The organism is Rahnella sp. Larv3_ips (assembly GCF_003697865.1).
GTDB lineage: Bacteria > Pseudomonadota > Gammaproteobacteria > Enterobacterales > Enterobacteriaceae > Rahnella > Rahnella rivi.
Genome location: NZ_MJIB01000004.1, coordinates 1,085,028 through 1,110,302, shown reverse-complemented (window position 1 = coordinate 1,110,302; position 25,275 = coordinate 1,085,028). Strand labels below are relative to the sequence as shown.

23 protein-coding genes and 1 tRNA gene are annotated in these 25,275 nt (G+C 52.5%); 12 read left to right on the top strand and 12 right to left on the bottom strand.

All coding sequences use genetic code 11. The annotated features are described in order from the left end of the window. Positions 1–133: 133 nt before the first annotated feature. Together ED901_RS07320 and katG are read left to right on the top strand one after the other, a co-directional pair. Positions 134–1,159 (top strand): LLM class flavin-dependent oxidoreductase, encoded by a 1,026-nt coding sequence (locus ED901_RS07320; protein WP_122095465.1) that lies wholly within the window; start codon positions 134–136, stop codon positions 1,157–1,159. 261 nt (positions 1,160–1,420) lie between these two features. Continuing rightward, positions 1,421–3,631 (top strand): catalase/peroxidase HPI, encoded by a 2,211-nt coding sequence (katG, locus tag ED901_RS07315; RefSeq protein ID WP_122095464.1) that lies wholly within the window; start codon positions 1,421–1,423, stop codon positions 3,629–3,631. Positions 3,632–3,866: 235 nt separating this feature from the next. On the opposite strand, the gene ED901_RS07310 is transcribed toward katG, so the two are convergent. From ED901_RS07310 to ED901_RS07300, 3 genes are all read right to left on the bottom strand, one after another. Beyond that, positions 3,867–4,898 carry a methionine synthase gene (locus ED901_RS07310; protein WP_122095463.1) on the bottom strand — a complete coding sequence of 344 codons (1,032 nt, stop codon included), beginning with the start codon at positions 4,896–4,898 and terminating at the stop codon, positions 3,867–3,869. 27 nt (positions 4,899–4,925) lie between these two features. Beyond that, positions 4,926–5,909, bottom strand: a complete 984-nt coding sequence (locus ED901_RS07305) for a DUF1852 domain-containing protein (protein WP_122095462.1) — start codon at positions 5,907–5,909, stop codon at positions 4,926–4,928. A 331-nt stretch (positions 5,910–6,240) separates the two neighbouring features. Next, positions 6,241–6,801: a TetR/AcrR family transcriptional regulator gene (locus ED901_RS07300; RefSeq protein ID WP_122095461.1), complete on the bottom strand. Its 561-nt coding sequence runs from the start codon at positions 6,799–6,801 to the stop codon at positions 6,241–6,243. A 157-nt stretch (positions 6,802–6,958) separates the two neighbouring features. Here ED901_RS07300 and ED901_RS07295 point away from each other — a divergent pair, with 157 nt between their 5' ends. Further along, positions 6,959–7,741 carry an SDR family oxidoreductase gene (locus ED901_RS07295; RefSeq protein WP_122095460.1) on the top strand — a complete coding sequence of 261 codons (783 nt, stop codon included), beginning with the start codon at positions 6,959–6,961 and terminating at the stop codon, positions 7,739–7,741. 168 nt (positions 7,742–7,909) lie between these two features. On the opposite strand, the gene ED901_RS07290 is transcribed toward ED901_RS07295, so the two are convergent. The 3 genes from ED901_RS07290 to ED901_RS07280 form a co-directional block, all read right to left on the bottom strand. After that, positions 7,910–7,985, bottom strand: a tRNA-Asn gene (locus ED901_RS07290). Positions 7,986–8,128: 143 nt separating this feature from the next. Further along, positions 8,129–8,905: a DgsA anti-repressor MtfA gene (mtfA, locus tag ED901_RS07285; RefSeq protein WP_056780536.1), complete on the bottom strand. Its 777-nt coding sequence runs from the start codon at positions 8,903–8,905 to the stop codon at positions 8,129–8,131. Positions 8,906–9,076: 171 nt separating this feature from the next. Further along, the gene (locus ED901_RS07280; RefSeq protein ID WP_240993883.1) at positions 9,077–10,612 is read right to left on the bottom strand and encodes an EAL domain-containing protein; all 1,536 of its coding nucleotides are present in this window, start codon (positions 10,610–10,612) and stop codon (positions 9,077–9,079) included. Positions 10,613–10,838: 226 nt separating this feature from the next. Between ED901_RS07280 and ED901_RS07275 the strand changes: the two genes are divergently transcribed. Continuing rightward, positions 10,839–11,852: an alpha/beta fold hydrolase gene (locus tag ED901_RS07275; protein ID WP_056780532.1), complete on the top strand. Its 1,014-nt coding sequence runs from the start codon at positions 10,839–10,841 to the stop codon at positions 11,850–11,852. A gap of 85 nt (positions 11,853–11,937) precedes the next feature. Here the strand turns inward: ED901_RS07275 and ED901_RS07270 are convergent, their stop codons facing one another. Then, entirely contained in the window at positions 11,938–12,444 is a 507-nt protein-coding gene (locus tag ED901_RS07270; RefSeq protein ID WP_122095459.1) for a phenolic acid decarboxylase, read from the bottom strand. A gap of 160 nt (positions 12,445–12,604) precedes the next feature. On the opposite strand from ED901_RS07270, the gene ED901_RS07265 reads away from it, so the two are divergent. Beyond that, complete coding sequence (locus ED901_RS07265) at positions 12,605–13,501, top strand: LysR family transcriptional regulator (protein WP_122095458.1); 897 nt, start codon at positions 12,605–12,607, stop codon at positions 13,499–13,501. 24 nt (positions 13,502–13,525) lie between these two features. Here the strand turns inward: ED901_RS07265 and ED901_RS07260 are convergent, their stop codons facing one another. Beyond that, complete coding sequence (locus tag ED901_RS07260) at positions 13,526–15,154, bottom strand: phosphoethanolamine transferase (RefSeq protein WP_122095457.1); 1,629 nt, start codon at positions 15,152–15,154, stop codon at positions 13,526–13,528. Positions 15,155–15,537: 383 nt separating this feature from the next. Here ED901_RS07260 and lpxA point away from each other — a divergent pair, with 383 nt between their 5' ends. Beyond that, entirely contained in the window at positions 15,538–16,326 is a 789-nt protein-coding gene (gene lpxA / locus ED901_RS07255) for an acyl-ACP--UDP-N-acetylglucosamine O-acyltransferase (RefSeq protein ID WP_056780517.1), read from the top strand. 21 nt (positions 16,327–16,347) lie between these two features. On the opposite strand, the gene ED901_RS07250 is transcribed toward lpxA, so the two are convergent. The 4 genes from ED901_RS07250 to ED901_RS07235 all read right to left on the bottom strand — a co-directional run bounded on the left by ED901_RS07250 (position 16,348) and on the right by ED901_RS07235 (position 20,021). Next, positions 16,348–17,361 carry a DUF2891 domain-containing protein gene (locus ED901_RS07250; RefSeq protein ID WP_122095456.1) on the bottom strand — a complete coding sequence of 338 codons (1,014 nt, stop codon included), beginning with the start codon at positions 17,359–17,361 and terminating at the stop codon, positions 16,348–16,350. A 12-nt stretch (positions 17,362–17,373) separates the two neighbouring features. Beyond that, positions 17,374–18,321, bottom strand: a complete 948-nt coding sequence (locus ED901_RS07245; RefSeq protein WP_371414299.1) for a DUF979 domain-containing protein — start codon at positions 18,319–18,321, stop codon at positions 17,374–17,376. After that, positions 18,321–19,010 carry a DUF969 domain-containing protein gene (locus ED901_RS07240; protein ID WP_056780508.1) on the bottom strand — a complete coding sequence of 230 codons (690 nt, stop codon included), beginning with the start codon at positions 19,008–19,010 and terminating at the stop codon, positions 18,321–18,323. Before ED901_RS07240 ends, ED901_RS07245 begins: the two co-directional genes overlap by 1 nt. A gap of 351 nt (positions 19,011–19,361) precedes the next feature. Then, positions 19,362–20,021: an epoxyqueuosine reductase QueH gene (locus ED901_RS07235; RefSeq protein WP_056780504.1), complete on the bottom strand. Its 660-nt coding sequence runs from the start codon at positions 20,019–20,021 to the stop codon at positions 19,362–19,364. A gap of 186 nt (positions 20,022–20,207) precedes the next feature. Here ED901_RS07235 and ED901_RS07230 point away from each other — a divergent pair, with 186 nt between their 5' ends. The 6 genes from ED901_RS07230 (at position 20,208) to dsrB (ending at position 25,136) form a co-directional block, all read left to right on the top strand. Next, complete coding sequence (locus ED901_RS07230) at positions 20,208–21,218, top strand: AI-2E family transporter (protein WP_122095454.1); 1,011 nt, start codon at positions 20,208–20,210, stop codon at positions 21,216–21,218. Between the two features lie 215 nt (positions 21,219–21,433). Further along, positions 21,434–22,492: an NAD(P)-dependent alcohol dehydrogenase gene (locus tag ED901_RS07225; RefSeq protein WP_056780496.1), complete on the top strand. Its 1,059-nt coding sequence runs from the start codon at positions 21,434–21,436 to the stop codon at positions 22,490–22,492. A gap of 166 nt (positions 22,493–22,658) precedes the next feature. Next, entirely contained in the window at positions 22,659–23,003 is a 345-nt protein-coding gene (locus ED901_RS07220; RefSeq protein ID WP_056780492.1) for a hypothetical protein, read from the top strand. A gap of 246 nt (positions 23,004–23,249) precedes the next feature. After that, positions 23,250–24,038 (top strand): ion transporter, encoded by a 789-nt coding sequence (locus ED901_RS07215; RefSeq protein WP_238485170.1) that lies wholly within the window; start codon positions 23,250–23,252, stop codon positions 24,036–24,038. A 298-nt stretch (positions 24,039–24,336) separates the two neighbouring features. Next, the gene (gene cspE, locus ED901_RS07210; RefSeq protein WP_013575246.1) at positions 24,337–24,546 is read left to right on the top strand and encodes a transcription antiterminator/RNA stability regulator CspE; all 210 of its coding nucleotides are present in this window, start codon (positions 24,337–24,339) and stop codon (positions 24,544–24,546) included. A 392-nt stretch (positions 24,547–24,938) separates the two neighbouring features. Continuing rightward, positions 24,939–25,136 (top strand): protein DsrB, encoded by a 198-nt coding sequence (gene dsrB, locus ED901_RS07205; RefSeq protein WP_056780486.1) that lies wholly within the window; start codon positions 24,939–24,941, stop codon positions 25,134–25,136. Positions 25,137–25,275: the final 139 nt, after the last annotated feature.

The window sequence follows — 25,275 nt, the reverse complement described above, 5'->3', positions numbered from 1 at the left end:
TAAACTGAACCCTTATGTTAAATAAATGACATTTATTCTCATCCTGAGTCGCGTAAAGTAATCCCATCAGTGTGCTGTTATCCGCCAGTCGGGTCCGGCGCAGCGTTTTTCGCACTATGAGGATGAATACGCGATGAAAAAGATTGGATTTTTATCATTTGGTCACTGGACGCCATCTCCGCAGTCGGGCACCCGTTCGGCAGCAGATGCATTATTACAATCTATCGATCTGGCGGTGGCGGCTGAAGAACTGGGAGCCGATGGCGCTTATTTCCGCGTGCATCACTTTGCCCGTCAGTTGGCCTCGCCATTCCCGTTGCTGGCGGCCATTGGCGCCAAAACCCGCAAGATCGAGATTGGTACCGGTGTTATCGATATGCGTTACGAGAATCCGCTGTATATGGCCGAAAGCGCCAGCGCCGCGGATTTGATTTCCGGGGGGCGTTTGCAGCTCGGTATCAGCCGGGGTTCGCCGGAGCAGGTGATCGACGGCTGGCGCTATTTTGGTTATCAGCCGGAAGAGGGCGAAACAGAAGCCGATATGGCGCGCCGTCATACTGAAAAGCTGCTGGATGCGCTGCGCGGTGAAGGTTTTGCGAAACCCAATCCGCAACCGATGTTTCCAAATCCGCCAGGTTTGCTGCGCACTGAGCCTTATTCTGAAGGGCTGCGCGAGCGCATCTGGTGGGGCGCTGGCTCGAATGCGACAGCCGTCTGGGCCGCGAAGCTGGGCATGAATTTGCAAAGCTCAACGCTGAAAGATGATGAAACCGGCGAGCCGTTCCATATTCAGCAGGCGCAGCAAATCCGCGCCTATCGTGCGGCCTGGAAGGAAGCCGGGCATGAGCGGGCACCGCGTGTCTCGGTCAGCCGCAGCATTTTTGCCCTGATGGATGACCGCGATCGCGTGTACTTTGGCGGCAGCAGTAACGATGGCGATAAAGTGGGTTTCCTCGATGAGAAAACCCGTGCGATTTTCGGTCGCAGCTATGCAGCCAGCCCGGAACTGTTGATCAAACAGCTGAAACAGGATGAAGCCATCGCCGAAGCCGACACCTTGTTACTGACCGTGCCGAATCAGTTGGGTGTTGAGTATAACGTGCATGTGATTGAGTCGATCCTTAAACATGTTGCTCCCGAAATGGGATGGCGTGAGTAGTCGCTAAGCAACATGACGAAACGAAAGCCCGTCGGGGGAAACCCTGACGGGCTTTTTTCTTTTTGCGACGCGGGCAGATAAGCCGCTGTCATTAAGGGGTTATTCTATAATCAGTGATGGCATTATTTTGATGAAAAAACCCGCAGGCATTGCACAAAATTCTGAAGGCAAGATCTATCAAATACATAGGGTGATTCAGATGTGACTGGTTTCAATCCGCGTATAGAGTAGCAATGAGACTACAAAAACAGGAGTGTGAGCATGAGCAATTCCATTGATGAAGAAGCAAAAGACGCAAAGCCCATTGTTGAAGCAGAAAGAGAAGCATCCGCCAGTAAATGCCCCTTTCATGAAGGTAATACCAATAAATCGTCCGGCGGTGGCACATCCAACCGTGACTGGTGGCCCAATCAGCTCAGGGTTGATCTGCTAAATCAGCACTCGACTCGTTCCAACCCGCTGGGCGAGACGTTTGATTATCGTAAAGAATTCGCTAAGTTAGATTACTCTGCACTCAAGTCCGATATCAAAGGGCTGCTCACCGAATCACAGGCCTGGTGGCCCGCCGACTGGGGCAGCTACATTGGCCTGTTCATCCGTATGGCGTGGCACAGCGCCGGAACGTATCGCTCCGTCGATGGACGCGGCGGATCAGGACGCGGTCAGCAACGCTTTTCTCCTCTCAACTCCTGGCCGGATAACGTCAGCCTCGATAAGGCGCGCCGTCTGTTGTGGCCGGTGAAGCAAAAATACGGTCAGAAAATTTCCTGGGCAGATCTCTACATTCTGGCGGGTAACGTCGCGCTGGAAAATTCCGGTTTCCGCACCTTTGGTTTTGGTGCCGGTCGCGAAGACGTCTGGGAACCGGATCTGGACGTGAACTGGGGTGACGAAACCACCTGGCTTGAACACCGCCATCCTGAAGAACTGGCAAAATCTCCGCTGGGCGCAACGGAAATGGGGCTGATTTACGTGAACCCGGAAGGTCCGAATCACAGCGGTGATCCGGCTTCTGCCGCTCCTGCCATCCGTGCCACCTTCGGCAATATGGGGATGAACGACGAGGAAATCGTCGCGCTCATCGCCGGTGGTCATACGCTCGGTAAAACGCATGGCGCTGCATCTGCTACCCACGTGGGTGTTGATCCCGAAACCGCACCAATTGAATCTCAGGGCCTCGGCTGGGCAAGCAGCCACGGAACCGGCGCGGGCGCAGATGCCATCACCTCCGGTCTGGAAGTGATCTGGTCGCAAACCCCGACGCAGTGGAGCAATTACTTCTTCGAAAACCTCTTCAAATATGAGTGGGTGCAGACCCGCAGCCCGGCGGGGGCCATTCAGTTTGAAGCCGCCGATGCACCGGACATCATTCCTGATCCGTTCGACACGTCAAAAAAACGCAAACCGACCATGCTGGTCACCGATCTGACGCTGCGCTTTGATCCTGAGTTTGAAAAAATTTCACGTCGTTTCCACGGCGACCCGCAAGCCTTTAACGAAGCTTTTGCCAGGGCGTGGTACAAACTGACTCACCGCGATATGGGGCCAAAAGCGCGCTATATCGGGCCGGAAGTGCCAAAAGAAGATCTCATTTGGCAGGATCCGTTGCCGGTCCCTGTGTATCACCCGACCGTTGCTGAGATTGCGCAACTGAAGGAAAAAATTGCGGCTTCCGGTCTTACCGTCAGTGAACTTACGTCGGTCGCCTGGGCTTCGGCTTCGACTTTCCGTGGCGGCGACAAACGCGGGGGCGCGAACGGTGCCCGCCTGGCGCTTCAGCCACAAAGAGGGTGGGAGGTGAATGCCACGGCGGCGCGCGTACTGCCCACTCTGGAATCCATCCAGCAATCCTCCCGCGCGGCCTCACTGGCGGATGTGATCGTACTGGCGGGTGTGGTCGGTGTTGAGCAGGCAGCGAAAGCGGCTGGCGTTGATATCGAGGTGCCATTCACTGCCGGTCGTGTGGATGCCCGTCAGGAACAGACGGACATTGAGTCCTTCGAATTGCTGAAACCTAAAGCCGATGGTTTCCGTAACTACCGTGGCAGTTCGGCCAATGCCTCGACCGAAAATCTGTTGATTGACAAGGCCCAGCAACTGACGCTGACCGTGCCTGAATTAACGGTGCTCGTCGGCGGATTACGCGCGCTGGGGGCAAACTATGACGGCAGTCAGCTGGGTGTTTTCTCGCAAAAAACCGGCGAACTAAACACGGATTTCTTCGTCAATTTGCTCGACATGCGCACTGAATGGAAAGCCACCGACGGAACGGGTGAGCGTTTCGAAGGCCGCGATCGCGTCAGCGGAGAGGGTAAATTCACTGCCTCCCGTGCCGATCTGGTGTTTGGTTCGAATGCCGTATTACGTGCAAATGCCGAGGTTTATGCCAGCGCTGATGCTAAAGAGAAGTTTGTGAAAGATTTTGTCGCTGCCTGGACAAAAGTGATGAACCTGGACCGGTTCGAACTGTAAACGTAAAGGCAGGATCGTAAAGGGTCGTTATTACCCTCAAAGCCCGCTCAGGGATGACTGAGCGGGCTTTTTAACAGGGAGATTACGCTGTCAGAGAGGGGATCCGCCGTTTCCGCCAGCGCCGACAGAAGCAGTATTGGATTTTTCCAGGAATAGTGTTGCGGTGGTGAAGTGAGCCTGAATGGGGATCGCACCACCCTACAGGCTCTCTTAAAAAATCAGACGGGTAGCGAAATTATTTCGCCAGAAGCTCTTTGCGGACGATTTCAGCGCCTGCACTTAAGGCATCCAGCTTGCCTCTTGCCACGCTGCGAGGCAGGGGGATCATGCCGCAGTTAGTGCAAGGATAGAGCTTGTCGGCGTCTACAAATTGCAACGCTTTGCGAAGGGTAGCGGCGACTTCTTCCGGTGTTTCGATATTATTGGTTGCCACATCAATGGCTCCCACCATTACCTTTTTACCGCGAATAAGTTCCAGCAGCTCAATGGGTACATGAGAGTTCTGACATTCCAGTGAAATAATATCGATATTAGATTTTTGCAGCTTTGGAAAAATCTCTTCATATTGTCGCCATTCGGTGCCCAGCGTTTTTTTCCAGTCTGTGTTGGCTTTAATGCCATAACCGTAGCAAATGTGGACAGCCGTTTCACATTTAAGCCCTTCGATAGCTCTTTCTAAAGTGGCAATGCCCCAGTCATTCACTTCATCAAAGAAGACATTAAACGCGGGCTCATCAAACTGAATAATATCGACGCCCACAGCTTCTAATTCTTTGGCTTCTTCATTGAGAATTTTAGCGAATTCCCAGGCAAGTTTTTCGCGACTTTTATAGTGGTTATCATACAGCGTATCGATCATGGTCATCGGCCCTGGCAGAGCCCATTTAATTGGTCGTGTGGTTTGCTGACGTAAAAACTTAGCATCTTCGACAAAAACCGACCGCTGGCGGCTTACCGGCCCAACAACCGTCGGCACGCTTGCTTCATAGCGATTACGAATTTTAACCGTTTCGCGTTTTTCAAAATCAACGCCGCTGAGGTTCTCAATAAACGTCGTGACAAAATGCTGACGGGTTTGTTCGCCGTCGCTGACAATATCAATACCCGCCTGTTGCTGATCTTCCAGACACAAACGCAGGGCATCCTGTTTGCCGTCAATTAATTCCTGATCCTGCAATTTCCACGGGGACCAAAGCACCTCAGGTTGTGCCAGCCAGGAAGGCTTAGGTAAACTGCCAGCAGTCGATGTCGGTAATAATTTTTTCATAACAGGTGACCTTATATTTTTTTATAATCAAAGAACGGTTTGCGCAGACCATTGTTCAAGAACGGATTGATAGGGTTTAATGAAGTTCTCTTCAGTAAACTTCCCTTGCTCAACAGCCAGCTGGCTACGTTCTTCCCGATCGTAAACAATGCGGGTTAAAGAATAATCCTGATAATTCAGGCTTGGCTGATACTGTATTCCGGCCGCAGAATTAGCATTGTAAATCTCAGGGCGGTAAATCTTTTGGAAAGTCTCCATCGTGCTGATGGTGCTGATCAGCTCAAGATTTGTGTAATCACTGAGTAAGTCGCCGGTAAAATAGAAGGCTAAAGGTGCCACGCTGTTTTCAGGCATGAAATATCGTGCCCGCAATCCCATTTTTGCGAAATATTCATCCGTCAGAGAAAGTTCATCCTGCTGATATTCGATACCCAATACAGGATGTTTCACGCCGGTGCGATAATAGGTGTTTTTGCTGGAGACACTCAGGCATATCACCGGTTTCTTATTGAAGTTATCTTTATAGGTGTCTGAGTTGATGAAGCATTTAAATATATCCCCATGCAGTTCTCCAAATTTCTCAGGAAGACTGAATGCAGATTGGGTTTTATTGTGCGCTGGCAATAAAACGCTAAAATCATAATCTCTCACGTAGGAGGAGAAATTATTCCCTAAAATACCTTCAATACGCTGACTGGTGTGTTTATCCACGATATTTGTTTTCAGTATTTCAATCACCGGGAAGGAGTCTGAGCTGTCTTCGCCGGAAATAGTTAACTGAACAGTAATGATATCCAGTTCAACAGAATAGCGATCGCTCTTCGGGTTATCCCAGTGGGCCAGAGAGTTGAAGCGGTTATCGATCATCACTAAGGTGTTACGCAGGTTATCCTGGCGTTTCTCACCCCTTGCCAGATTAGCAAAGTTGGTGGTAATACGCGTATTTTTCGAGGGGTTATAATCTTCGTCGAAACGAATGCTCTTAATAGCAAAGGTAATATTTTTATTCATTGTTATCTGATATCCCGACATCTGATATGAAACCTGTTTTGATTGTTTGCTTTTCAGGGCTTCTCAATTTATTTTCAGATTTACCTTCAGCAGCCTCAAAATTTTCTATAGTTAATAACCGTGTATAATTTATGCCTGACTCGCTGACTAAGGAAAAGTGATTTAATTTCACTGAACATGAACGATTTTCATGATCAGGGGACAGATGTTCAGCTTCTCATGACGGTTCTTCACGCCTCCCGGACATAAGAAAGCCCGCTCAGATTTCTCCTCGCGGGCTTTTCAGCCGTCATTTCGGCGCAGCCACGTGCACAAAGCAGGGGCGGAAAGCTTACTCCTCGCTGACGGCCTTATTGAGAAGGCGCGCGCGGCATACCTCGAGGATCTCATCAGCCAGTGCTGAATCATCGGGGCAGGCGCGGGAGAGCACCAGAGCGCCAACAAGATGGGCCATGCTGTCGATAAGGTCAGCGCGCGTTGCGCTTTGCGGGCCACGCTCACTGGCTAACAGGGCCAGCTGCGTTTCAATGCCTTGCGCAAATGCAGCTTTGATTGACGCGGGCTGACGGGCGGTATCTGCCCCCAGCGCCGACATGACGCAACCCTTGCCCATGGAATCACGGTGCTCCCGGGAGAGGTAATTCTCCACAAATTGCTCACGGCTGACCCCCTGGGTACTTTCTGCCGATCGCGCAAAACCGCAGCTCATCGCCTCCGACATCAAATCCGCCTTGGAGGCAAAGTGTTTATAGAACCCGCCGTGAGTGAAACCTGCCGCTGACATCAGTTCCGCGACGCCTACACCGTCATAGCCCCGTTCGCGAAACAACACCGAAGCCGTTTCAACAATGTGTTTCCGGTTTTCACGAACCTGCTCTTTTGACACTTTCATTTTTGCCCATCTCCCGAAAATTCATGCCTCAAGTATACATTGATGATAACCGTAATCAAACCGATTGACTTTTTAGATTACGATCACCATCATTAAGTCCGTACTTTGACCGCGCACTGGCGGATTTTGTTTACTCACCAATAAAGAAGATCAACTTATGACCAAATCATCAGTCCTCATTACTGGCGCTTCGACGGGCATAGGCGCTGTTTACGCAGAGCGTTTCGCCCGCCGGGGGCACAACCTTGTTCTGGTCGCCCGCGACAAGGCAAAACTCGACACCCTGGCGGGACGTCTGCGGCAGGAACACGGTGTGGCTGTCGATATTCTGCCCGCGGATCTGACCCAACCGGATGCACTGGCGGCTATCGAAACCCGTCTGCGCGACGACGCGCAAATTGGCATTCTGATCAATAACGCGGGCATTGCGCAGTCCGGCGGTTTTGCGGAGCAGACGTCAGAGTCCATTGAACGGCTGATTGCGCTGAACATCACTGCCCTGACGCGGCTGGCCAATGCCGCGACGCCGCGTTTTGTGCAGGCGGGAGAGGGTGCAATCGTCAATATCAGTTCCGTCGTCGGGCTGGCTCCGGAATTTATGATGTCGGTGTATGGCGCCACTAAAGCCTACGTGCTGTTCTTATCGCAAGGATTGGATCTGGAACTGTCATCCCGTGGCGTGTATGTCCAGGCGGTGCTGCCAGCCGGAACTTATACGGAAATTTGGGAACGCGCAGGCATTGACGTGACAACGTCACCTAAGATGATGCAGGTGGATGATTTAGTGGATGCCGCGCTGGTCGGTTTCGACCGTCGCGAAAAGGTGACCATACCGCCACTGCAAAATGCCGCACACTGGGACACCCTCGACGGTGCGCGTCAGGCGCTGATTTCAGACATCAAACAAGATGAACCCGCAGCGCGATATAAATCCCTTTGATTAGGAAAGGTGTGTTGTGCAGGAGAACAAGTGGTTGGCACAAGGGATGAGTCGCTGTGGGGGCGGAGACGTTTTACCCACCGATATTGGCTGATCTCGGGATGTTCAACCACAGAAATACCAAAGCAAAAAGCCCGCTTAAGTTTCCTTAAGCGGGCTTTTCTAATATGGCTCCTCTGACTGGACTCGAACCAGTGACATACGGATTAACAGTCCGCCGTTCTACCGACTGAACTACAGAGGAATCGTTTGAACGGGGCGGATAATATCCAGAGGGCGCCGGGGTGTCAACGCAAAATTCAATAATAACCGCTGACTGCTCAGCATCTAATCAATACGGCTGAAAATCATCATCAGCGCCATCAAAATAAGTGTTCAGCCGTCAGATTAACAATCACAGCGTTGTCCGCGACGTTGCCGTGCCAGCGGGTCTTGCTGATAAAAACGGGTGAAATGGCCGTAAACCAGCGGAAACCGGTCAGACAGCAATTCTGGCGCACTAAAGAAATATTCAGAAAGTACGGCGAAACACTCGGCGGCGTCGGTCGCCGCGTAGGCGTCCATGCTGGCAGCCTCTTCGCCTACGGTGTCGATTTCATCCTGCAGATTTTGCATGGCGGCCTGCAAATCATGCTCCCAGGCAACCACGTCGCGCAGTGGAATGGGCGGAATGCCGCTGACTTCGCCGCCGTTACGCATATCCAGTTTGTGCGCGGCTTCGTGGATGATCAGATTAAAGCCAGAATTGTCGAAGGAGTCTTCAATGTCCTGCCAGTTAAGGACGATCGGCCCCTGATCCCAGCTTTGTCCGGCGTGGATTTGCGTTCCGGCGTGGATCAGGCCGTTCTCGTCCTGCCATGGGGTATCGACCACAAAAGGAGAGGGATAGAGCAGAATTTCATGAAACCCGTCGAGCCAGGATGCGCCCAGCTCCATGACCGGCAGTGCAAACAGCAGGGCGATGCGCGCCTGCATTTGTTCGGTGAGCACAATGCCCTGCAAGGGCACCAGCCGTTTTTGTTGCAGCAACTGGCTGGCGATGCGTATCAGACGTTGTTGCTCTTCGTCATTGAGAGAGGACAACAGCGGAATGTTCAGGGCGTCGTTCCACGCGTCCGATCTCTCAATTTTCAGCTCATTTGCTTTCCACGGCCACTTAATCATCATTTTGCTCGCAAAGTGATCACTTGATTTATCAGTGCCAGCTAAGCCGAAGTCACTCCAAAACAAGTAACTTCAACAAGTTAGCGTCGGACTGCACAGATTCTGAGAGGATGTTACACATCCGCTCATTTTAAGCAAAATGCGGGATCCTCTTATAAGACATAGCTCACGTTATTCTTTAAGCCATTTTTCGATGAAAGTATTTGGCGCAAGCGGCTTGCTGAAAAAATAGCCTTGCAGGAATTCGAGCTGATACGGCGTCAGGTAATCGACCTGTGCCTGTGTTTCGACACCTTCGGCCACGATAATCAGGCGCAGACGTTTTGCCAGATCGATGACGTTATCGACGATGTGCCCGGCCAGTGCGTCGGTGCCGATTCGGCCAATGAAACTCTGGTCGATTTTTAGGATATCGATGTGGAAATTTTGCAGATACGCCAGGCTGGAGTGACCGGTGCCAAAGTCATCCATGGCAATCAGGACGCCCATCCGGCGCAGCGAGCTGAACAAACTGTGGGTGATGTCCGTTTGTTCGATCAGTTCGCGCTCGGTAAGTTCCAGCACCAGATGCACCGGGTTTTCTTTAAAGGCGTCGATGAACGCTTTGCAGTCTTCCACCAGCGTCAGATCTTTAAAGTGACTGGCGCAGATGTTAAACCCGAAATGGAAGCCTTTCGGCAACTGCGCGGCAATCGGACCAAACTGATCGCGCACCTGCGCCATCATTGAACGGGTCATCGGCACAATTAATCCGCTTTCTTCGGCAAGCGGAATGAACTGGTAGGGCGGGATCAGCCCGGAATGCGGATGCTGCCAGCGCATAAGCACTTCGCAGCCGGTGATTTTATGATCCGTGCCATCCACCACCGGTTGCAGCCAGGGAATAAACTGTTTTTTCTCCAGCGCCGTTTTCAGTGCAGTGACCGGCGTGCCAAAACGGCCAAGCAGCCCGTAGGTCATGAACGCCACAAATAAGCCGACCAGCGGAAAGAGCACCAGACTGGCGGTGGCATAATCAAAGATGTAACGCCAGTGATCGCTGCCGCTGATCACCAGACGCATCTCATAAGGGTAACGCTGAGACGCCAGCGCCATTCTTTCGCCTTTCGGCCAGCCCAGGTCACGATGAATTTTGCCCTGATTATCCATCCACTGGTCGCCAACCTTCAGAACGAGAAATTTTTGCTGGCTGAGTAAACGAAGAATGTTGTGCAGGAAATAGCCGTCAACGCCGACCAGAACGCCCTGGCCGTTCACGTCGTGGCGATAGGCGATCAGCGGATGATTTGGCGTTACGGCATTGCCGCTCATCAGCATCAGTTGTCCGCCAGCGTAGTGGCCTTGGGAAACGAAATCGATCTTCTCACCAAACAGGGAGGTGCAATAAATGGTGTCGCCGGTATAGAGATTGACGGTGCGCACATTGGGCACTTTCGCCACCTGCCAGCGCAGAGCCTGAATCGTCTCCTCGGTACAAGGGGCGCCGATCAGATAGTTGACGGTATCGGCGGCGACGGCGGCATTGTCGAGGGTCATATCCACCATGTAGACCGATTGCGCCAGACTGGCGGCGTGATCTTTGCGCAATCCCTGTGAGGTCTGCCATGAAATCGCCAGCGTGCCCAGCGCGGCGACCAGCAGAAATGCCAGCACCGACAGACAGAGTCGGAATCGCGGCCGGTATAGCCAATGTACGGATAAGGCCAAAGGAGTGTCCACCTTAGGAATTTGTGAAGGCTTACTGTTCTTAATATAACGCATAATCAGCGAAATCTGCTGCAAACCTCGGGTAATAATGAGGGAAATCAATCTCCCATGTGCCCGATGCTCACGCTGAAAAGTCAGTTCGTGCGGTTTCAGTTTTATTGAGAGCCTAAAATTTGTAGCATAAGCGTTTACGCCGCCTGTCAGAAAACGACATCAGGACGAATACATGCCTTCCCGCTTTTCCATACTTCTCTGCGCTGCTGTTATCTCTCTTTCCGTCAGCGGTGCTGCGCTGGCCGCCGATGCTCCAAGCTACGGGCCACAATTACAGGGGTTCGATTACCCGTTTCCGCTCAAACAGTTCTCACTGAATTCGCAGGGCGCGCCGCTGCAGATGGGCTATCTGGATGTGTCGCCGGCAGGCCACAAAAACGGACAGACCGTGGTGCTGATGCATGGAAAAAATTTCTGCGCCGCCACCTGGGGCGGGACGATTTCAGCGCTGGCGGCCAAAGGCTATCGCGTGATTGCGCCTGATCAGGTGGGGTTCTGCTCCTCCACCAAACCCGGACATTATCAGTACAGTTTTCAGCAACTGGCGATCAACACGCATGAGTTACTCAAAAGCCTGAAGATCAGCAAAGCGGTGATCGTCGGGCACTCTACCGGCGGAATGTTAGCCACGCGTTACAGCCTGATGTTCGCGCCGGAAGTGTCGAAACTGGTGCTGGTCAATCCCATCGGGCTTGAGGACTGGAAAGCGAAAGGGGTGCCATACCGCACCGTGGATCAATGGTATGACCGCGAGCTGAAAACGTCGGCAGAGAGCATCAAACAATACGAGCTGAAAACGTATTACGTAAACAAATGGAAACCGGAATATGACCGCTGGGTGGATATGCTTGCCGGTCTGAACAACGGGCCGGGGCATAAGCTGGTGGCATGGAATTCGGCCCTGATTTACGACATGATTTTCACGCAGCCGGTGTTCTACGAATTTAAGAATTTACGTGTTCCTACCACGCTGATGATCGGCACGTCTGATACCACGGCCATTGGCAGCGACATCGCCCCGGCGGCAGTGAAAGCCAAAATTGGCAACTATAAAGTGCTCGGTAAACAGGCCGCGAAGCTCATCCCCCATGCCAGGCTTATCGAATTCAAAGGATTGGGGCATGCGCCTCAGATGGAAGAACCGGAAAAATTTAATGCCGCTCTGCTGAAGACCCTGGCGAACTGAGGCCGCAAGCATCATAAAAAAACCGCAGCCTGCGTCAGGGCTGCGGTTTTTTATGGTTTTGCGTTACGACATTCTGCTTCGTCGATTAACGCAGATTGTCCGGGAAGTTAGCCGGTAACTCGCTGGCTGCGCAGTCGATCACGGTGTCGTTGTTCGCGCCGCAGTCACGGACAAAAGTGATGGTCGCGAATTCATCAATCACTTCGGTCGGATAGGCCGGACCGGCATCGCGGTAAGCATTCATCAGCGGAATATGATCGTTCTGGAAGCAGACGGTTTTTTCCGGATTGTTCATGACCCAGCGCGGGAAGAAGATGGTGCCATGGAACACGTTATCGCCAAGATTCACAATCAGGCTGACGTCTGTACCGGTAGGCTCGGTCCACGAAATTTTGTAAACCTCTGACGCCACACGCACGATGTAAGCTTTCTGGTCTTTCACCCAACGGTTACCCACCAGGCCACTGTGAATACGGTAATCCAGTGTTTGTGCGTTTTTCACATAGATTTCATAGTTCCAGCCGTTATCGTAGGTGTAAACCACATGTTTACCAACGAAGCCGCTCAGGTCATTTTTATCAAAGTTACTCATGGTGAATCTCCTTAGGTTTTCTGGATGAAACGTGTGTTTCGTTTCGATGAAAGAATCATACCCCTGGTAAATCTGATAAAAAAACGCTGATTTTCGATAAAAACAATCGGTTTATTAGATATATTATGCAGTGACGGATTTCACTGCACAGGAGAAAAATATGGCGCTGCCGAGAACCACACTTGAACAATGGGTTGTGTTGCAAACGGTGATTGAGCAGGGAAGTTTTGCGCAGGCGGCCACGGTGCTGAACCGCAGTCAGTCATCGGTCAGTTATGCGTTGAGCGGGTTGCAGGAGCGGCTCGGGCTGCCGCTGCTGGAAATTACCGGGCGCAAAGCCGCGCTGACCGAACAAGGGCGAGCCTTGCTGGCGCAGGCGGCGCCGCTGATCTCCTCTTTCCTGCAACTGGAGCATCGCGCGGCAGGCTTGCGCGGCGGGGTGCGCACGGAGCTGAGTCTGGTGGTGGACAGCGTGTTTCCTAAAAACCTTTTGTTCCGTGCGTTGAAACGCTTTCAGCAACAGTTTCCCGATACCCAGGTGCATCTGACGGAAATCCTGCGGGGTGAAAGTCCCGCCCAATTAAATGAACGATCAGCGGATTTGTACCTCACCACGCTGGCGCCGGAAAATGCGATACACGGCCGGTTCCTTCTCGATGTGGATTTCGTGCCGGTGGCGAAAAGCGATCATCCGCTGTTACAACTGCCGGTGCCGCTTTCCGCTGAAGATCTGGCGCGCTTTCCGTTAATTACGGTGGCTGACCGTCGCTCGCCGCGAAGCGACAGCCGCGCAGCCGGTCAGGCGGCGAACTGGACGTTCACCACGGTGGAAGCGGCGATGGAGGCGATATCAGTGGGCGTGGGTTACGGCTGGCTGCCGCTGGGAAGTGTTGGTCCGGCGCTGGAAAGCGGTGTGCTGAGCAGGCTGACGCTGTCGGCCCGCACGGTGCGGCAAACGGCGTTGTATATGGTGATGGATAAAGAATCACAAAACTTTGACCAGACGGTGCATGCCCTGTCGCAAAGTATTCTGGACGCGTGTGGCCTGCTGCCCTGAGACGCCGGGCAGCAGGTGTTCAGATTAGGTTTTTTTGCAGGCCGCGAGGAGATCAAGCTGCGGATCCCGTGCGCTGGTCTGAACGTTCATGGCACTGAGCACGGTGTGGAACAGATTATCCTGCGACACATCGTCCTTCGCGGCATGAGCTTGCAGGCATGACACATCAATACCCTGCGCTCTGGAATAGCCGTCAGATAACCAGAACAGCATAGGCACATGCGTCTGCTCGGCGGGCGCGACGCTGTACGGCGTGCCGTGCAGGTACAAACCATTTTCCCCCAGGGATTCGCCGTGGTCGGACAGATAAATCACCGCCACATTGTACTTATCCTGATATTGCTTCGCCTTTTCAATGACCTGTGACACCACATAGTCGGTGTAGTGCAGGGTATTGTCGTAGGTATTGACCAACTGCTCCTGCGTGCAGTTTTCAATGTCACTGCGCGGGCAGTCTGGCATAAATTTACGGAATTCCGGCGGATAGCGTCTGGAGTAGGTCGGGCCGTGGCTGCCGATCAGATGCAGGCCGATCAGCGTATTCCTGCCATCCGGTTTGATGTCCTCATCGATATTTTGCAGTAACGCCATGTCGTAACAGGTGTCGCCATCGCAATATTTACCGTCTTTTTGAGTATTGAGGGTGACGTTAGGCACGCGGTCACAAACGCCTTTACAGCCTTCGTCATTGTCTTTCCAGAACACGGAGACGCCCGCTTTATGCAGAATATCCAGCAACCCTTCGCTGTTGCGCGCCCGGTTGGCGTCATAGCGGGTACGTTTCATGTCCGAGAACATGCAGGGCACCGAAATCGCCGTGGCCGTACCGCAGGAGGTCATGTGCGCAAAGAAGATCACATCGGGCATGGCCTGAGTGTATTCGTTGGTCGGTTTCGCATACCCGTTGAAAGACTGATTCTGCGCACGGGCGGTTTCGCCGATCACCAGAAACACCAGGTTGGGTTTCTCGCCGGGTGTCTGCACCAGTCTGGCGTCGTTTCCGAGGGTTTGAAACGGCATTTTTGGCGTGAAGTAACGGTGATTCATGTACTGGAAGGCGCTGTAGAGGTAATTGGTCGGCACGATTTCCAAATTCAGGGTGCGGTTGTTACGGCCAACGGAGGCGTAATCTTTATAGAACACCCCGGCGATGGAGGCAACGATCGCCAGTGACACCAACATCGACACCAGACGCACGCCCAGACGACGTAAACGCGTCTGATCATAGCTGACGGGCGTGAAGAACAGCACAATCGCCGGTAATACGCCGGTAAAGACAAACCACAGCACCACTTGCAGATTTAGATACGAAGACGCTTCGGCAGACTGCGTCTCCAGAATGTTTTCGATCATCCCCCGGTCAAACACCACCTGATAGGTCATCATGGCAAAACTGGCGAGGGCGCTCACCGGCAGTATGATGATGAAGAAAGGTTTAAGTAACGGGCGGAAGCTGAACGGCGTGAACACAAAGTTCAGCGCAAAGAAAAGTGCCACGGGGATGGTCAGTGCGAACGCCAGACTGTAGGCAGGCAGCGCATGAAGAATGCGGTAAAAGTGTAACAAGATTGGCAGGTTAACGATAAACGTAAAATATAAGCTGAGCAGCAAAGTCAGCCAGAAGTAGCTGATCTTCGGAAATAAATGGCGCAATGAAAACTCCCAAAAAACTGAAGGATGCAGGCGTTAACGGACTGAAACCATAACGCACATAAATGAATTGTCGTGAATCATAATATTGCTAGCTTAAGAAAGCCTTAATAGAAGTGTCACAAAGGGTTCACAGCTCACATTTTTCAGAAAGGTTCAGAAAATAAATAAAATATAGTTGGCAGGGTTTAGCCCCCGGAACCCTTATGCTGGGCGGCATAGCAGGGGAGTTGCGCAAAAAGCCATCAGCCTGTTTATACCTTTCTGAGTGCGACTTCCGACTCATTTTGATCTTCCCGCTGATTAATCCTCCCAGGTTTAATTTAACACTGACGATTTTGCGTCCGGCCTCTGCATGCGGAGCGATTGTCAGAAGGATTTATGCGTTGATTTCATCTTCGGCCACAATTGCGGCCAGCAGTATCATCGAACCGGGTGTTGTTATCGGCCCGCACGTTGTTGTCGGCCCTTTCTGTTTTATCTCCACGGGTGTGCGGATAGGCGAAGGGTCAGTCATTGCCTCACATGTCGTCATTAACGGCGATACGTCTATCGGTCGTGAGAACCGAATCGGGATGGGATCGTCCATCGGCGAAGTCAGCCAGGATTTGAAATACAACGGCGAAGCGGCGAGCCTCGATATCGGCGACGGCAACGAGATTGGCCGTCACTCGACGCTGCACCGGGGCACAGAGCAGGGCGGCGGTGTCACGCGTATTGGCGATCAAAATATTTTTCAGGCGGGTGTGCACATCGGGCACGACTGTCAGGTGGGCAATCACACGTCAATGGGCGATCACAGCGGGCTGGCCGGTCACGTCACGCTGGGGGATTATTCGCAACTCGGCGCATTGTGTGCGGTGCATCAGTTTTGCATCGTCGGCACCGGCTCGCTGCTGCTGGACAACACCTGCGTGGTGCAGGACGTTCCGCCGTTTGTTGTGGCGAGTGGTAACCGCGCTGTCCCGCGCGGCATCAACGAACGCGCGCTGGCGTTTACCCGCGCGAATGCCGTTGAGCGGAAGGTGATCCGCCATCTGTACGATCTTTTATATCATCAGCAGGTGGCGGCAGACGTGGTGAAGCTTGAGATTGAACGGCTCAGCGCGGAGCATCCGATACTGTGCCAGTTCAATGATTTCTTTACCCGCTCGACGCGCGGAATTATCCGCTAACCGGCGGGAATTAAGGGCCGGTCAGGCTTCCAGCGCCAGCAGGGCAAAGGTTGCCAGCCAGTGTTCGCCCATGTAATCGCTGTCGAGATTATCCAGTGCGCTGTGCAAATGCTCTTCCGCCGTGTGGCGTAAAAGGGCTGTGCGCGCGTCGCCTGCCGGTAACGCCGACGCCAGAGATCGCTGGCACCAGGCGCGGCTGAGGTTCAGACCGTCCAGATGCCCGATCTTGCCGTCACTGCGGTCAGTGACCGTGGCGGGCGTGAACAGCGTGGCGGGTTGACGTTGCGCCAGTTCCGGCAGAAAACGGTCGAACCAGAGAATAAATTCCTCCCCCGGCAGTACGCGGCGCATCAGCTCCGCTTCCATCAGCGATGGCGACAAAAATTCATCACCCCCCGGTTCCCATGCCTGACAATGCACATCATCCTGATGCCAGCGCCGCGCCGTTTCTTCAATTAACGCGCACAGCGGGCCATGCTTAACGCTTCGGGCATAGTTCAGCGTCAGAGCCAGCGCGAAGGCCGTATTGAAATGGCTGCCGACGCGCAGCGGATAGGTCGCTTTCGGCAGAAACGCCGTAAAACTCTCTTCGAAAAAGCGGGCCATCGGCGCCAGATTTTTTGCCCATTCAGCGGCCTGCGGCAACGCCATTTCCTGCAACTGCTGCGTCAGCGCCAGAAACCATGCCCAGCCATAAGGACGTTCAAAACCGGCATGTTGTGGCTGTTGCAGATAGGCCATTTCGCCCGCGACGTTTTCCGCGGTGAAATGCTGCCCGACCACGGTTATGATTTTTTCCGCTTCCGGCAGCTCAGGGTAAGTGTTCAGCAAGCGCAGCAACAGCCAGTAGCCGTGAACGCAGGAGTGCCAGTCGTAGCTGCCATAAAAAATCGGGTGAAGCTGGCGCGGGGTGCGGGCGTCCTGCGCGCTGCTCATCGCGTGCATCAGTTTATTGGGAAACTCACGCGTTAAATGATTGAGCGCAAGTGAGGCAAAACGGGACGCCATCGCTGGCGTCATCTGCGTTGTGGTCATCGTCTTTCCTTATCAGAAGCGGAACACAAAGAAATACATAAAGGCGGTGTTGACCAGCAACAGCAGCACGCCGGTTTTCCACTGTGCCTTGATCACGCCATTTTTATCCTGTAATTCAAGCAAGGCGGCGGGAACGATGTTGAAGTTTGCCGCCATCGGCGTCATCAGTGTTCCGCAGAAACCACACAGCATACCGATGGCGCCCATGATTGCCGGGTTGCCGCCAAGCTGATTGACGATAAGCGGCAGGCCGATGCCCGCCGTCATCACCGGGAACGCGGCAAAACCGTTGCCCATGATCATGGTAAACAGTGCCATCCCGAAGGTGTAGGCCACCACAATCGCCAGCGGTGAACCCAGAGGGATAATATTTTTCACCAGGTCCGCCACCACGCCGCCGACGCCTGCCATCGCAAACAACGCGCCCAGCGCCGCCAGCATCTGCGGCAAAATAGCCGCCCAGCCCACGGTGTCCATCGTCTGCCCGCCGGCTTTTATGGCTTTGAGTGGCGAATCACGCAACATCACCAGCGCGGCGACAAAAGCCACCAGCGTGCCGATCACCAGAGAAATCAGCGTGACGTTTTTGGCTTCCACCAGCGGGGTGTATTTCAGCGTCAGGGTGCCGATCAGCGTCACAATCGGGATCAGCAGGGCAGGAATAAACAGTTTGCTGCCAAAACGTCGGGCACCGGCTTCGCGCTGTTCCACGCGTTCGGGCTGGTCGTTATCCGTTTTGCCTTTACCCAGTTTGCCGCTGCCGGCAATCACCGCCAGCAGAATTGCCAGACAGCCGGTGACAAAATGCGGCAACTCGCCGCCAAACAGAAATGTGACACCGTAAACGCCCCAGAACAGCGCATTCACATAGCGACGTGAATTACTTTTGTCGCGCAGATTGAAGAGCGCGAAGGCGCAGAACATCAGGCCCGCGAGAATATAAACTGACTGTAGGTTGATCATTTCGCGGTGCTCCCGTGGTGGCCGTCAAAACGTTTAGCCAGCGAGCGGTCAAGCAGCCACAAACGGATAAAGTGAATAATCAGTGCGGCAATCGCGGTCGGGATCGCCCAGACAGACAGGTGCAGGGGCTCGACGTCGATTCCGTACTGATCCAGAAAACCTTTGATCAGCAGAATTGATTGCACGGCGATAAAAATGTCCTCGCCGAAAAAGACCGCCACGTTATCTGCCGCAGCAGAATGGGCACGGATTTTCTGACGCACGTCGTTAGGTAAATCACCGTATTTGGTGGTGGCGGCGGCTTCGGCCATCGGTGCGATCAGCGGACGAACCATCTGCGCGTGCCCGCCCAGCGAGTTCAGCCCCAGCGCTGCCGTCATCTGGCGCAGGAAGAAATAGAGCATCAGGATGCGGCCGGTGGTCGCCACATGAATTTTAGAAATCAGGTGTTTCGCCTGCTCTTTCAGCCCGTTACGCTCAAGCAGGGCAATCACCGGCAAGGTCAGCCAGATAAGGCCCATATAGCGGTTATCGGTAAACGCCTTTCCGAAAGCGCTGATGATTTCCACGGTTTGCATGCCGCCGGCCAGTCCGGTAGAGATCCCGGCGATGGTCACGACCAGTAACGGATTAAACCGCAGTGCAAAACCCAGCACGACGATCGGAATACCTATTAGCACCCACATATAACTTCCCCTGTAATGATAAATACGATGTTGTGTTTTTTGTTTTACGTGCCAGTCTGCCTGCGCAATACACGCGAAATAACCGTGGGTTATTTCTTATAGCGATTACGCATAAATAAAACTGAGAGGCGGAAAGTAACAAGCGATTTAACGGAACGCAAGATGCAAACCGGCGGCCATCATAGGAAATGAGTCTGGCTGTTTGAAACTTTGTTATCGAACAAAATAGTGAACGGGCAGAGGCTTTATACGCAGGGGATCAGAAGGTTATCAGCGGGAATTATCAGCATAATTAACCCGACACAGGGCCGGGATTAATGATAAAGGCGTATCAATACGCGGTGTGGCAGATTATTCGTCGTCCTCATCCCCGTAATATTTCACCCCAAGTTTGATCAGATCACGGCCCTGGGATTTACGGTGCAAATTACTGTCGCGCAGCGAATAGACGCAACCGCAATATTCCTGCTGATAAAAGCGTTCACGTTTGCTGATCTCCACCATGCGCGCTGCACCGCCTTTCTTGCGCCAGTTGTAGTCCCAGTAGACCATTCCGGGATAAGGCGCGGCAGCGCGATCGCCGCAGCCATTAATTTGCTGCATATCTTTCCAGCGCGAAATGCCCAGTGAACTGGAAATAGCACTGAAACCATGTTCCCAGGCATAGAGTGCCGTACGTTCAAAACGCATATCGAAACACATGGTGCAGCGGATCCCACGCTCAGGTTCATTTTCCATTCCTCTGGCGCGTTCAAACCAATTATCGGTGTCGTAATCGGCATCAATTAACGGGATGCCGTGTTGTTCGGCAAAACGTATATTTTCTTCTTTGCGCAGCAAATATTCTTTCTGCGGATGAATATTCGGATTGTAGAAGAATATCGTGTAGTCAATGCCGGACGCCTGAATAGCCTCCATCACTTCTCCCGAACAGGGCGCACAGCAGGAGTGCAATAAAAGACGGTCATGCCCTTCAGGCAGGGAAAGTTTCTCACGAATTAATTCAGACATCCTGTTCACCTATATTTCAGAATAACTTTAACGATTGTTCTGAGGGGGATGATAGAAGACCTCGCTGTCGTGTCAAAATTTTCTTAACTGTTTCTGAACACACATCATGGCGTTACAGGGTTAGATGCTATGATAGAGGCAACATTGAGGGCCAGGCCCGGGACACGTATTTTAAGGATGCAGGCAATGCAAATTATGAGATCGAATCACATTCGCTGGCTCAGTTTGTTGATTGTGATGGGCGGGTTGTTGTTGATTCTTCCTCTTCATTTACTGGCGTGCTTTATCGCCGGTTTTGTAGTGTACGAACTGGTCAATGCGCTGACGCCGCATTTTCAGAAAATCCTCAGCGGCGAACGTGCGCGCTGGGTGGTGGTGGCTTTTATCAGCACCGTGGTGGTGAGTTGCCTGATTCTGTTTGTCGCGGCTATCGCAGACTTCCTGATGGAGGACATGAAAAACCCGGTGGCGTTTAACGCCATGGTGTCGCGATTGCTGACTGACGCGCAAAGCCGTTTGTCGCCGGTGCTGTTGCACTATCTTCCGGCCAATATCGAAGAGTTACAGCGTACTTTCCTGCAATGGCTGCGTGAGCACATTGTCATGATCCAGACGTTCGGTAAAAACGCCGCGCACGTTTTTGTCACCATGCTGATTGGTATGATCCTCGGGGCGATTATCTCTCTCCAGCGCCATACCCATGGCGAGCACCATGCTCCGCTGAAACAGGAATTGCTGGATCGCGTGAGCCTGCTCAGTGCTGCTTTTCGTAATGTGGTGTTTGCGCAGTTCCAGATTTCACTGATCAACACGGTGCTCTCGGGCATTTTCCTGTTTGGTATTTTGCCGCTGTTTGGCATTCACCTGCCGCTGGCAAAAACGCTGGTTGCGCTGACTTTCGTGTGCGGCCTGCTGCCGGTGGTGGGGAATCTGATTTCAAACACCCTGATTTTCATCGTGGGTTTGTCGCTGTCCTTGTGGGTGGGGGCGCTGGTGCTGGGGTATCTGATCATCATTCACAAGGTGGAATACTTCCTGAATGCGCGCATTGTGGGTAACCGCATCAAGGCCAAATCCTGGGAAGTTTTGCTGGCGATGGTGGTGTTTGAAGCCGCATTTGGTATACCGGGCGTGGTCGCCGCACCTATCTATTACGCCTACCTGAAAAGCGAACTCAAAGACGCCGGTCTTATCTAAACCTTTCTGTATTCCTTCTCAAATGTGACGCTGCGTTGTGCGGCGTCACTGTCTGGCTATCGGATTACCCTGATTTAAAACTCCTGAAAAAAACAGATTCAGGCAAGTAATGGCGAGGATCGTTATATTTGTTTGTCTCCTTAACGCGTCATACTTTCCTGGTGCACTGCCTTTTGCCGTGCGCATGTATTCCGTTAGCCCTTCAGGAGAAATAAATGACTCTTAACGTTCGTGGTTTCGCTGCCCTTTCAGCGGATGCGCCTCTTGCGCCTCATAATTTTGTTCGCCGTGACCCGCGTGATACCGACGTTGTGATCGACATTCTGTATTGCGGCGTGTGCCACTCCGATATCCACCAGGCGCGCAATGAATGGCACCAGAGCATCTATCCGATGGTTCCGGGACACGAAATTATTGGCCGTGTGAAACAAGTCGGCGCGAAAGTCAGCGGCTTCAAAGTCGGTGATACTGTCGGTGTGGGTTGTATGGTCGATTCTTGTCAGCACTGTGAGTCCTGCGCGGAGAGCCTGGAACAGTACTGTGAAGAAGGCGCGACCATGACCTATAACAGCTACGATCGTCATGACAACATGATGACCTACGGCGGTTATTCCGAACAAATCGTGGTGGCAGAGAAATTCGTGCTGCGCGTTTCTGAAAAACTGGACATCAAATCCGCTGCGCCGCTGCTGTGCGCCGGTATCACCACCTTCTCTCCGCTGAAACACTGGAAAGTCGGTAAAGGCCATAAAGTCGCGGTTGTTGGCCTGGGCGGTTTGGGCCACATGGGCCTGAAATTTGCCAAAGCATTGGGCGCAGACGTCACGCTGTTCACCCGTTCTAAAGGCAAAGAGCAGGAAGCTTACCGTTTAGGCGCCGATCACGTGGTGCTGTCGACGGATGAAGAGCAAATGGCGGCGGTGAAAAGCCACTTCGACTTCATTCTCGATACTGTGCCAAACCAGCACGATCTGAACCCGTACCTGGATACCCTGAAACGCGATGGTACTCACATCCTGGTCGGCCTGATCGAACCTATCGACCCGGCGCTGCACAGCGGCAAACTGGTGATGGGGCGTAAAACCGTTGCAGGTTCCCTGATCGGCGGGATTGCAGAAACTCAGGAAATGCTGGATTTCTGTGCTGAACACGACATTACCTGTGACGTCGAGATGATCGACATGCAGGACATCAACGGCGCTTACGATCGTATGCTGAAAAGCGACGTGAAATACCGCTTTGTTGTCGATATGGCTTCACTGAAAAACGCGTAACCCGCTGATTTCGGTTAAATAGCGACCTGATGCGTCTGCCGGAGAGTGAAGAAATTCACACCGGCAGGCGCATTGTGACGAAATTTACGCTTTCCTTCTTACGGTGGCTTCTCGGCTTGTGACGGCAGTGGTATCCTGCTGCCTTTCGCCGGGCGAAGGAAAAACAGTGGCTAAGAGTTTTGATGAACTCATCAGAGATATGGACCTGATGATTGAACATGTGGACAGACTGAAAAGCCTGCCTCCACGGGCTGCAGAGCCAAGTTCAGCGGCGGCTGAGAAACCGGCATACGATTCTTTCGGCGAGATCTTTGCGCTTAAAGCCGTGATGCGTGCCTTTATCTCTTCCGTAGATACGATTGTAAAAGTGCAGATTGCGAAGAAAGTTGAACAGGATATTGGCCATCTGGAAAACACGGTGCGCTCTATTGGCGGCGGCAGTGCGAACGCTGAAGACGTCGCGCAAATCACCGCTTACGTCCGTAATGCCGTTTCTGAACTGATGGAATAGCGGTACGCTGCTTCCTGGCAATACACGAAAACTGTCTGCTAATAAACGCCGGTCACCTCAGTGAGCGGCGTTTTTTTTGGTCGCAAGGGTGAGCCAGACGGTAGGCGTACAGGCGATAAGGCGATATTCTTCGCGTATGTTTGATGGCTGGCGCTTGTTATGACTCAGGATTATCGCTTTTTCGCGGCAACGCGACGCAGATGTTTTGCGCTTTTGTTTGAGCACCGCACCCGCAGCGGTCACCGGATGGAAATCTTTTGGATCACCGCGTCCTTACTGAGCGTGGTGGTGCTGTTTTTCGAATCCAGCGCGACCGATCTGTTTCCCAATACGCCGAATGTTCTCTGGCGCTTCGGTTTAATCGAACTCGGATTCACGGCGCTGTTCAGCGTGGAGTACGTGCTGCGCATACTGTGCTCGCCGCGCAAAATGCATTATCCGGTCAGTTTCTTCGGCATTATCGATCTGTGTACCGTGTTGCCGATGTATATCGTCTGGATGATGCCGTCGCTGGCCGGATCTGCCGATCTGGTGGTGGTGGTGCGTTTGCTGCGCGTATTGCGCGTTCTGCGCGTGCTGAAACTCCTGCGCTATATGAATGATGCCGGGATGTTGTGGCGCAGCCTGATGCGCGCGCGCCGCAAGCTGAGCATCTTCTTTGGCTTCGTGGCCATCATACTGTGTCTTTTCGGCGGACTGATGTTTGCGGTGGAAGAGGGCAAGGATGGATTTACGTCGCTTGGCGCATCGGTGTATTGGGCCGTGGTGACGCTGACAACCGTCGGGTACGGCGATATCACCCCGCATACCGCGCTCGGCAGAATGCTGGCATCGGTGCTGATTCTTTTAGGCTATTCAATCATTGCGGTGCCGACCGGAATTCTGACTGCTTATATGTCACAAGAGCTGGAAAAGGGGCGGGCGGCACGTTCTTGTCAGAATTGTCTGCATTCTGGACATGAATCTGATGCAAAATTTTGTGCACATTGCGGTGCGGTTCTGGAAGCGCAGAGATCACAAGCTGTTGATAAATAGACCTATAATTGTTCAATGATTGTACTGACTGGTTCATAAAAAGACTATTTTTGGGGTTTCCCCTGACATTGCGTTAAAAAGAGTTGCTATTAAATGGCAGTCATGAGTAAATACGTCTCGGCCTGTGGTACAGACCTATTTATGCACGACATCCTGAGTAAAGTTGTTCCAATTTAAAGCGTTATCCATGATAACCCTGCTCTGACGAATTTCCTTCTTAGTGCCTCCATAAGTAACGACTGAAATCCGGCTATAACATGCCCATGGTGGCGAAATTTATTTTTAAAAGGTAATTCTTATGTCAATGATGAAAGGTCAGGTTAAGTGGTTTAACGAGTCTAAAGGCTTTGGCTTCATCACTCCTGCTGACGGCAGCAAAGATGTGTTCGTACACTTCTCCGCTATCCAGGATCAAGGTTTCAAGACCCTGGCTGAAGGCCAGAACGTACAGTTCACTATCGAGAACGGTGCTAAAGGTCCGTCTGCGGCTAACGTTACCGCTATCTAATCTTACTTTACCGCTGTTACAGCGATAAACGTACAGATGACAAAAACCCGCATGCGCGGGTTTTTTTACGTCTGTCGTTTGTGAAATACCCCTTTGTCATTTTGCGAGCGCCTGTTGTTTACCGGCGAGCTCTGGCAAAAAGACAAAAAAAAGCCCGCATAGTGGCGGGCAAAAATATTTCTTATGACATTCATTACGTACTCCCTCGGGGGTGAGCACGCAGGCAGTATAAAAGAAATATCTGTCAGGATTCTGGCGCTGAAATGTTAAGAAATTGAAAATTACTCCCCCCGCGTTATCTCAGGGTTTTTGCCCTGCATTCACCTTGTCCCGTGCCTTTCTCTGCCAGTCTGTACTACAATGAATACAATTGAACACTATGGGGTAACCTGATGAAAGTTAATGATCTTGTCACAGTAAAAACCGATGGCGGGCCGCGTCGTGAAGGGAAAGTGCTTGCTGTAGAAGAGTTTTACGAAGGCGTTATGTATCTGGTTGCGCTGGAAGATTATCCGGCGGGGATCTGGTTCTTCAATGAAGGCGATACCAAAGACGGAACCTTCGTCGTGCCACGGGACAGCGAAGAGTAAAATATCGCAGGTAACATGAATCAATAAAAAAACACCGGAGCCATCGCTGCCGGTGTTTTTGTTTTATACGCGGGTGCGGTCAGAATTTAGAACGTTTCCCAGTTCGGTTCTGTGCTGGTGGTTTTGCTTGAACGCGGTG

Excerpts from the sequence above, each read along its gene's own strand:
- ED901_RS07305 (WP_122095462.1), bottom strand. The coding sequence starts at position 5,909 with ATGAATAAAAATATTACCTTTGCTATTAAGAGCATTCGTTTCGACGAA.
- ED901_RS07310 (WP_122095463.1), bottom strand. The coding sequence starts at position 4,898 with ATGAAAAAATTATTACCGACATCGACTGCTGGCAGTTTACCTAAGCCT.
- ED901_RS07265 (WP_122095458.1), top strand. The coding sequence starts at position 12,605 with ATGGCGCTGCCGAGAACCACACTTGAACAATGGGTTGTGTTGCAAACG.
- ED901_RS07295 (WP_122095460.1), top strand. The coding sequence starts at position 6,959 with ATGACCAAATCATCAGTCCTCATTACTGGCGCTTCGACGGGCATAGGC.
- ED901_RS07230 (WP_122095454.1), top strand. The coding sequence starts at position 20,208 with ATGCAAATTATGAGATCGAATCACATTCGCTGGCTCAGTTTGTTGATT.
- dsrB (WP_056780486.1), top strand. The coding sequence starts at position 24,939 with ATGAAAGTTAATGATCTTGTCACAGTAAAAACCGATGGCGGGCCGCGT.
- ED901_RS07225 (WP_056780496.1), top strand. The coding sequence starts at position 21,434 with ATGACTCTTAACGTTCGTGGTTTCGCTGCCCTTTCAGCGGATGCGCCT.
- mtfA (WP_056780536.1), bottom strand. The coding sequence starts at position 8,905 with ATGATTAAGTGGCCGTGGAAAGCAAATGAGCTGAAAATTGAGAGATCG.
- ED901_RS07320 (WP_122095465.1), top strand. The coding sequence starts at position 134 with ATGAAAAAGATTGGATTTTTATCATTTGGTCACTGGACGCCATCTCCG.
- ED901_RS07240 (WP_056780508.1), bottom strand. The coding sequence starts at position 19,010 with ATGTGGGTGCTAATAGGTATTCCGATCGTCGTGCTGGGTTTTGCACTG.
- ED901_RS07215 (WP_238485170.1), top strand. The coding sequence starts at position 23,250 with ATGGAAATCTTTTGGATCACCGCGTCCTTACTGAGCGTGGTGGTGCTG.
- ED901_RS07275 (WP_056780532.1), top strand. The coding sequence starts at position 10,839 with ATGCCTTCCCGCTTTTCCATACTTCTCTGCGCTGCTGTTATCTCTCTT.
- ED901_RS07250 (WP_122095456.1), bottom strand. The coding sequence starts at position 17,361 with ATGACCACAACGCAGATGACGCCAGCGATGGCGTCCCGTTTTGCCTCA.
- ED901_RS07300 (WP_122095461.1), bottom strand. The coding sequence starts at position 6,801 with ATGAAAGTGTCAAAAGAGCAGGTTCGTGAAAACCGGAAACACATTGTT.
- katG (WP_122095464.1), top strand. The coding sequence starts at position 1,421 with ATGAGCAATTCCATTGATGAAGAAGCAAAAGACGCAAAGCCCATTGTT.
- cspE (WP_013575246.1), top strand. The coding sequence starts at position 24,337 with ATGTCAATGATGAAAGGTCAGGTTAAGTGGTTTAACGAGTCTAAAGGC.
- ED901_RS07235 (WP_056780504.1), bottom strand. The coding sequence starts at position 20,021 with ATGTCTGAATTAATTCGTGAGAAACTTTCCCTGCCTGAAGGGCATGAC.
- ED901_RS07270 (WP_122095459.1), bottom strand. The coding sequence starts at position 12,444 with ATGAGTAACTTTGATAAAAATGACCTGAGCGGCTTCGTTGGTAAACAT.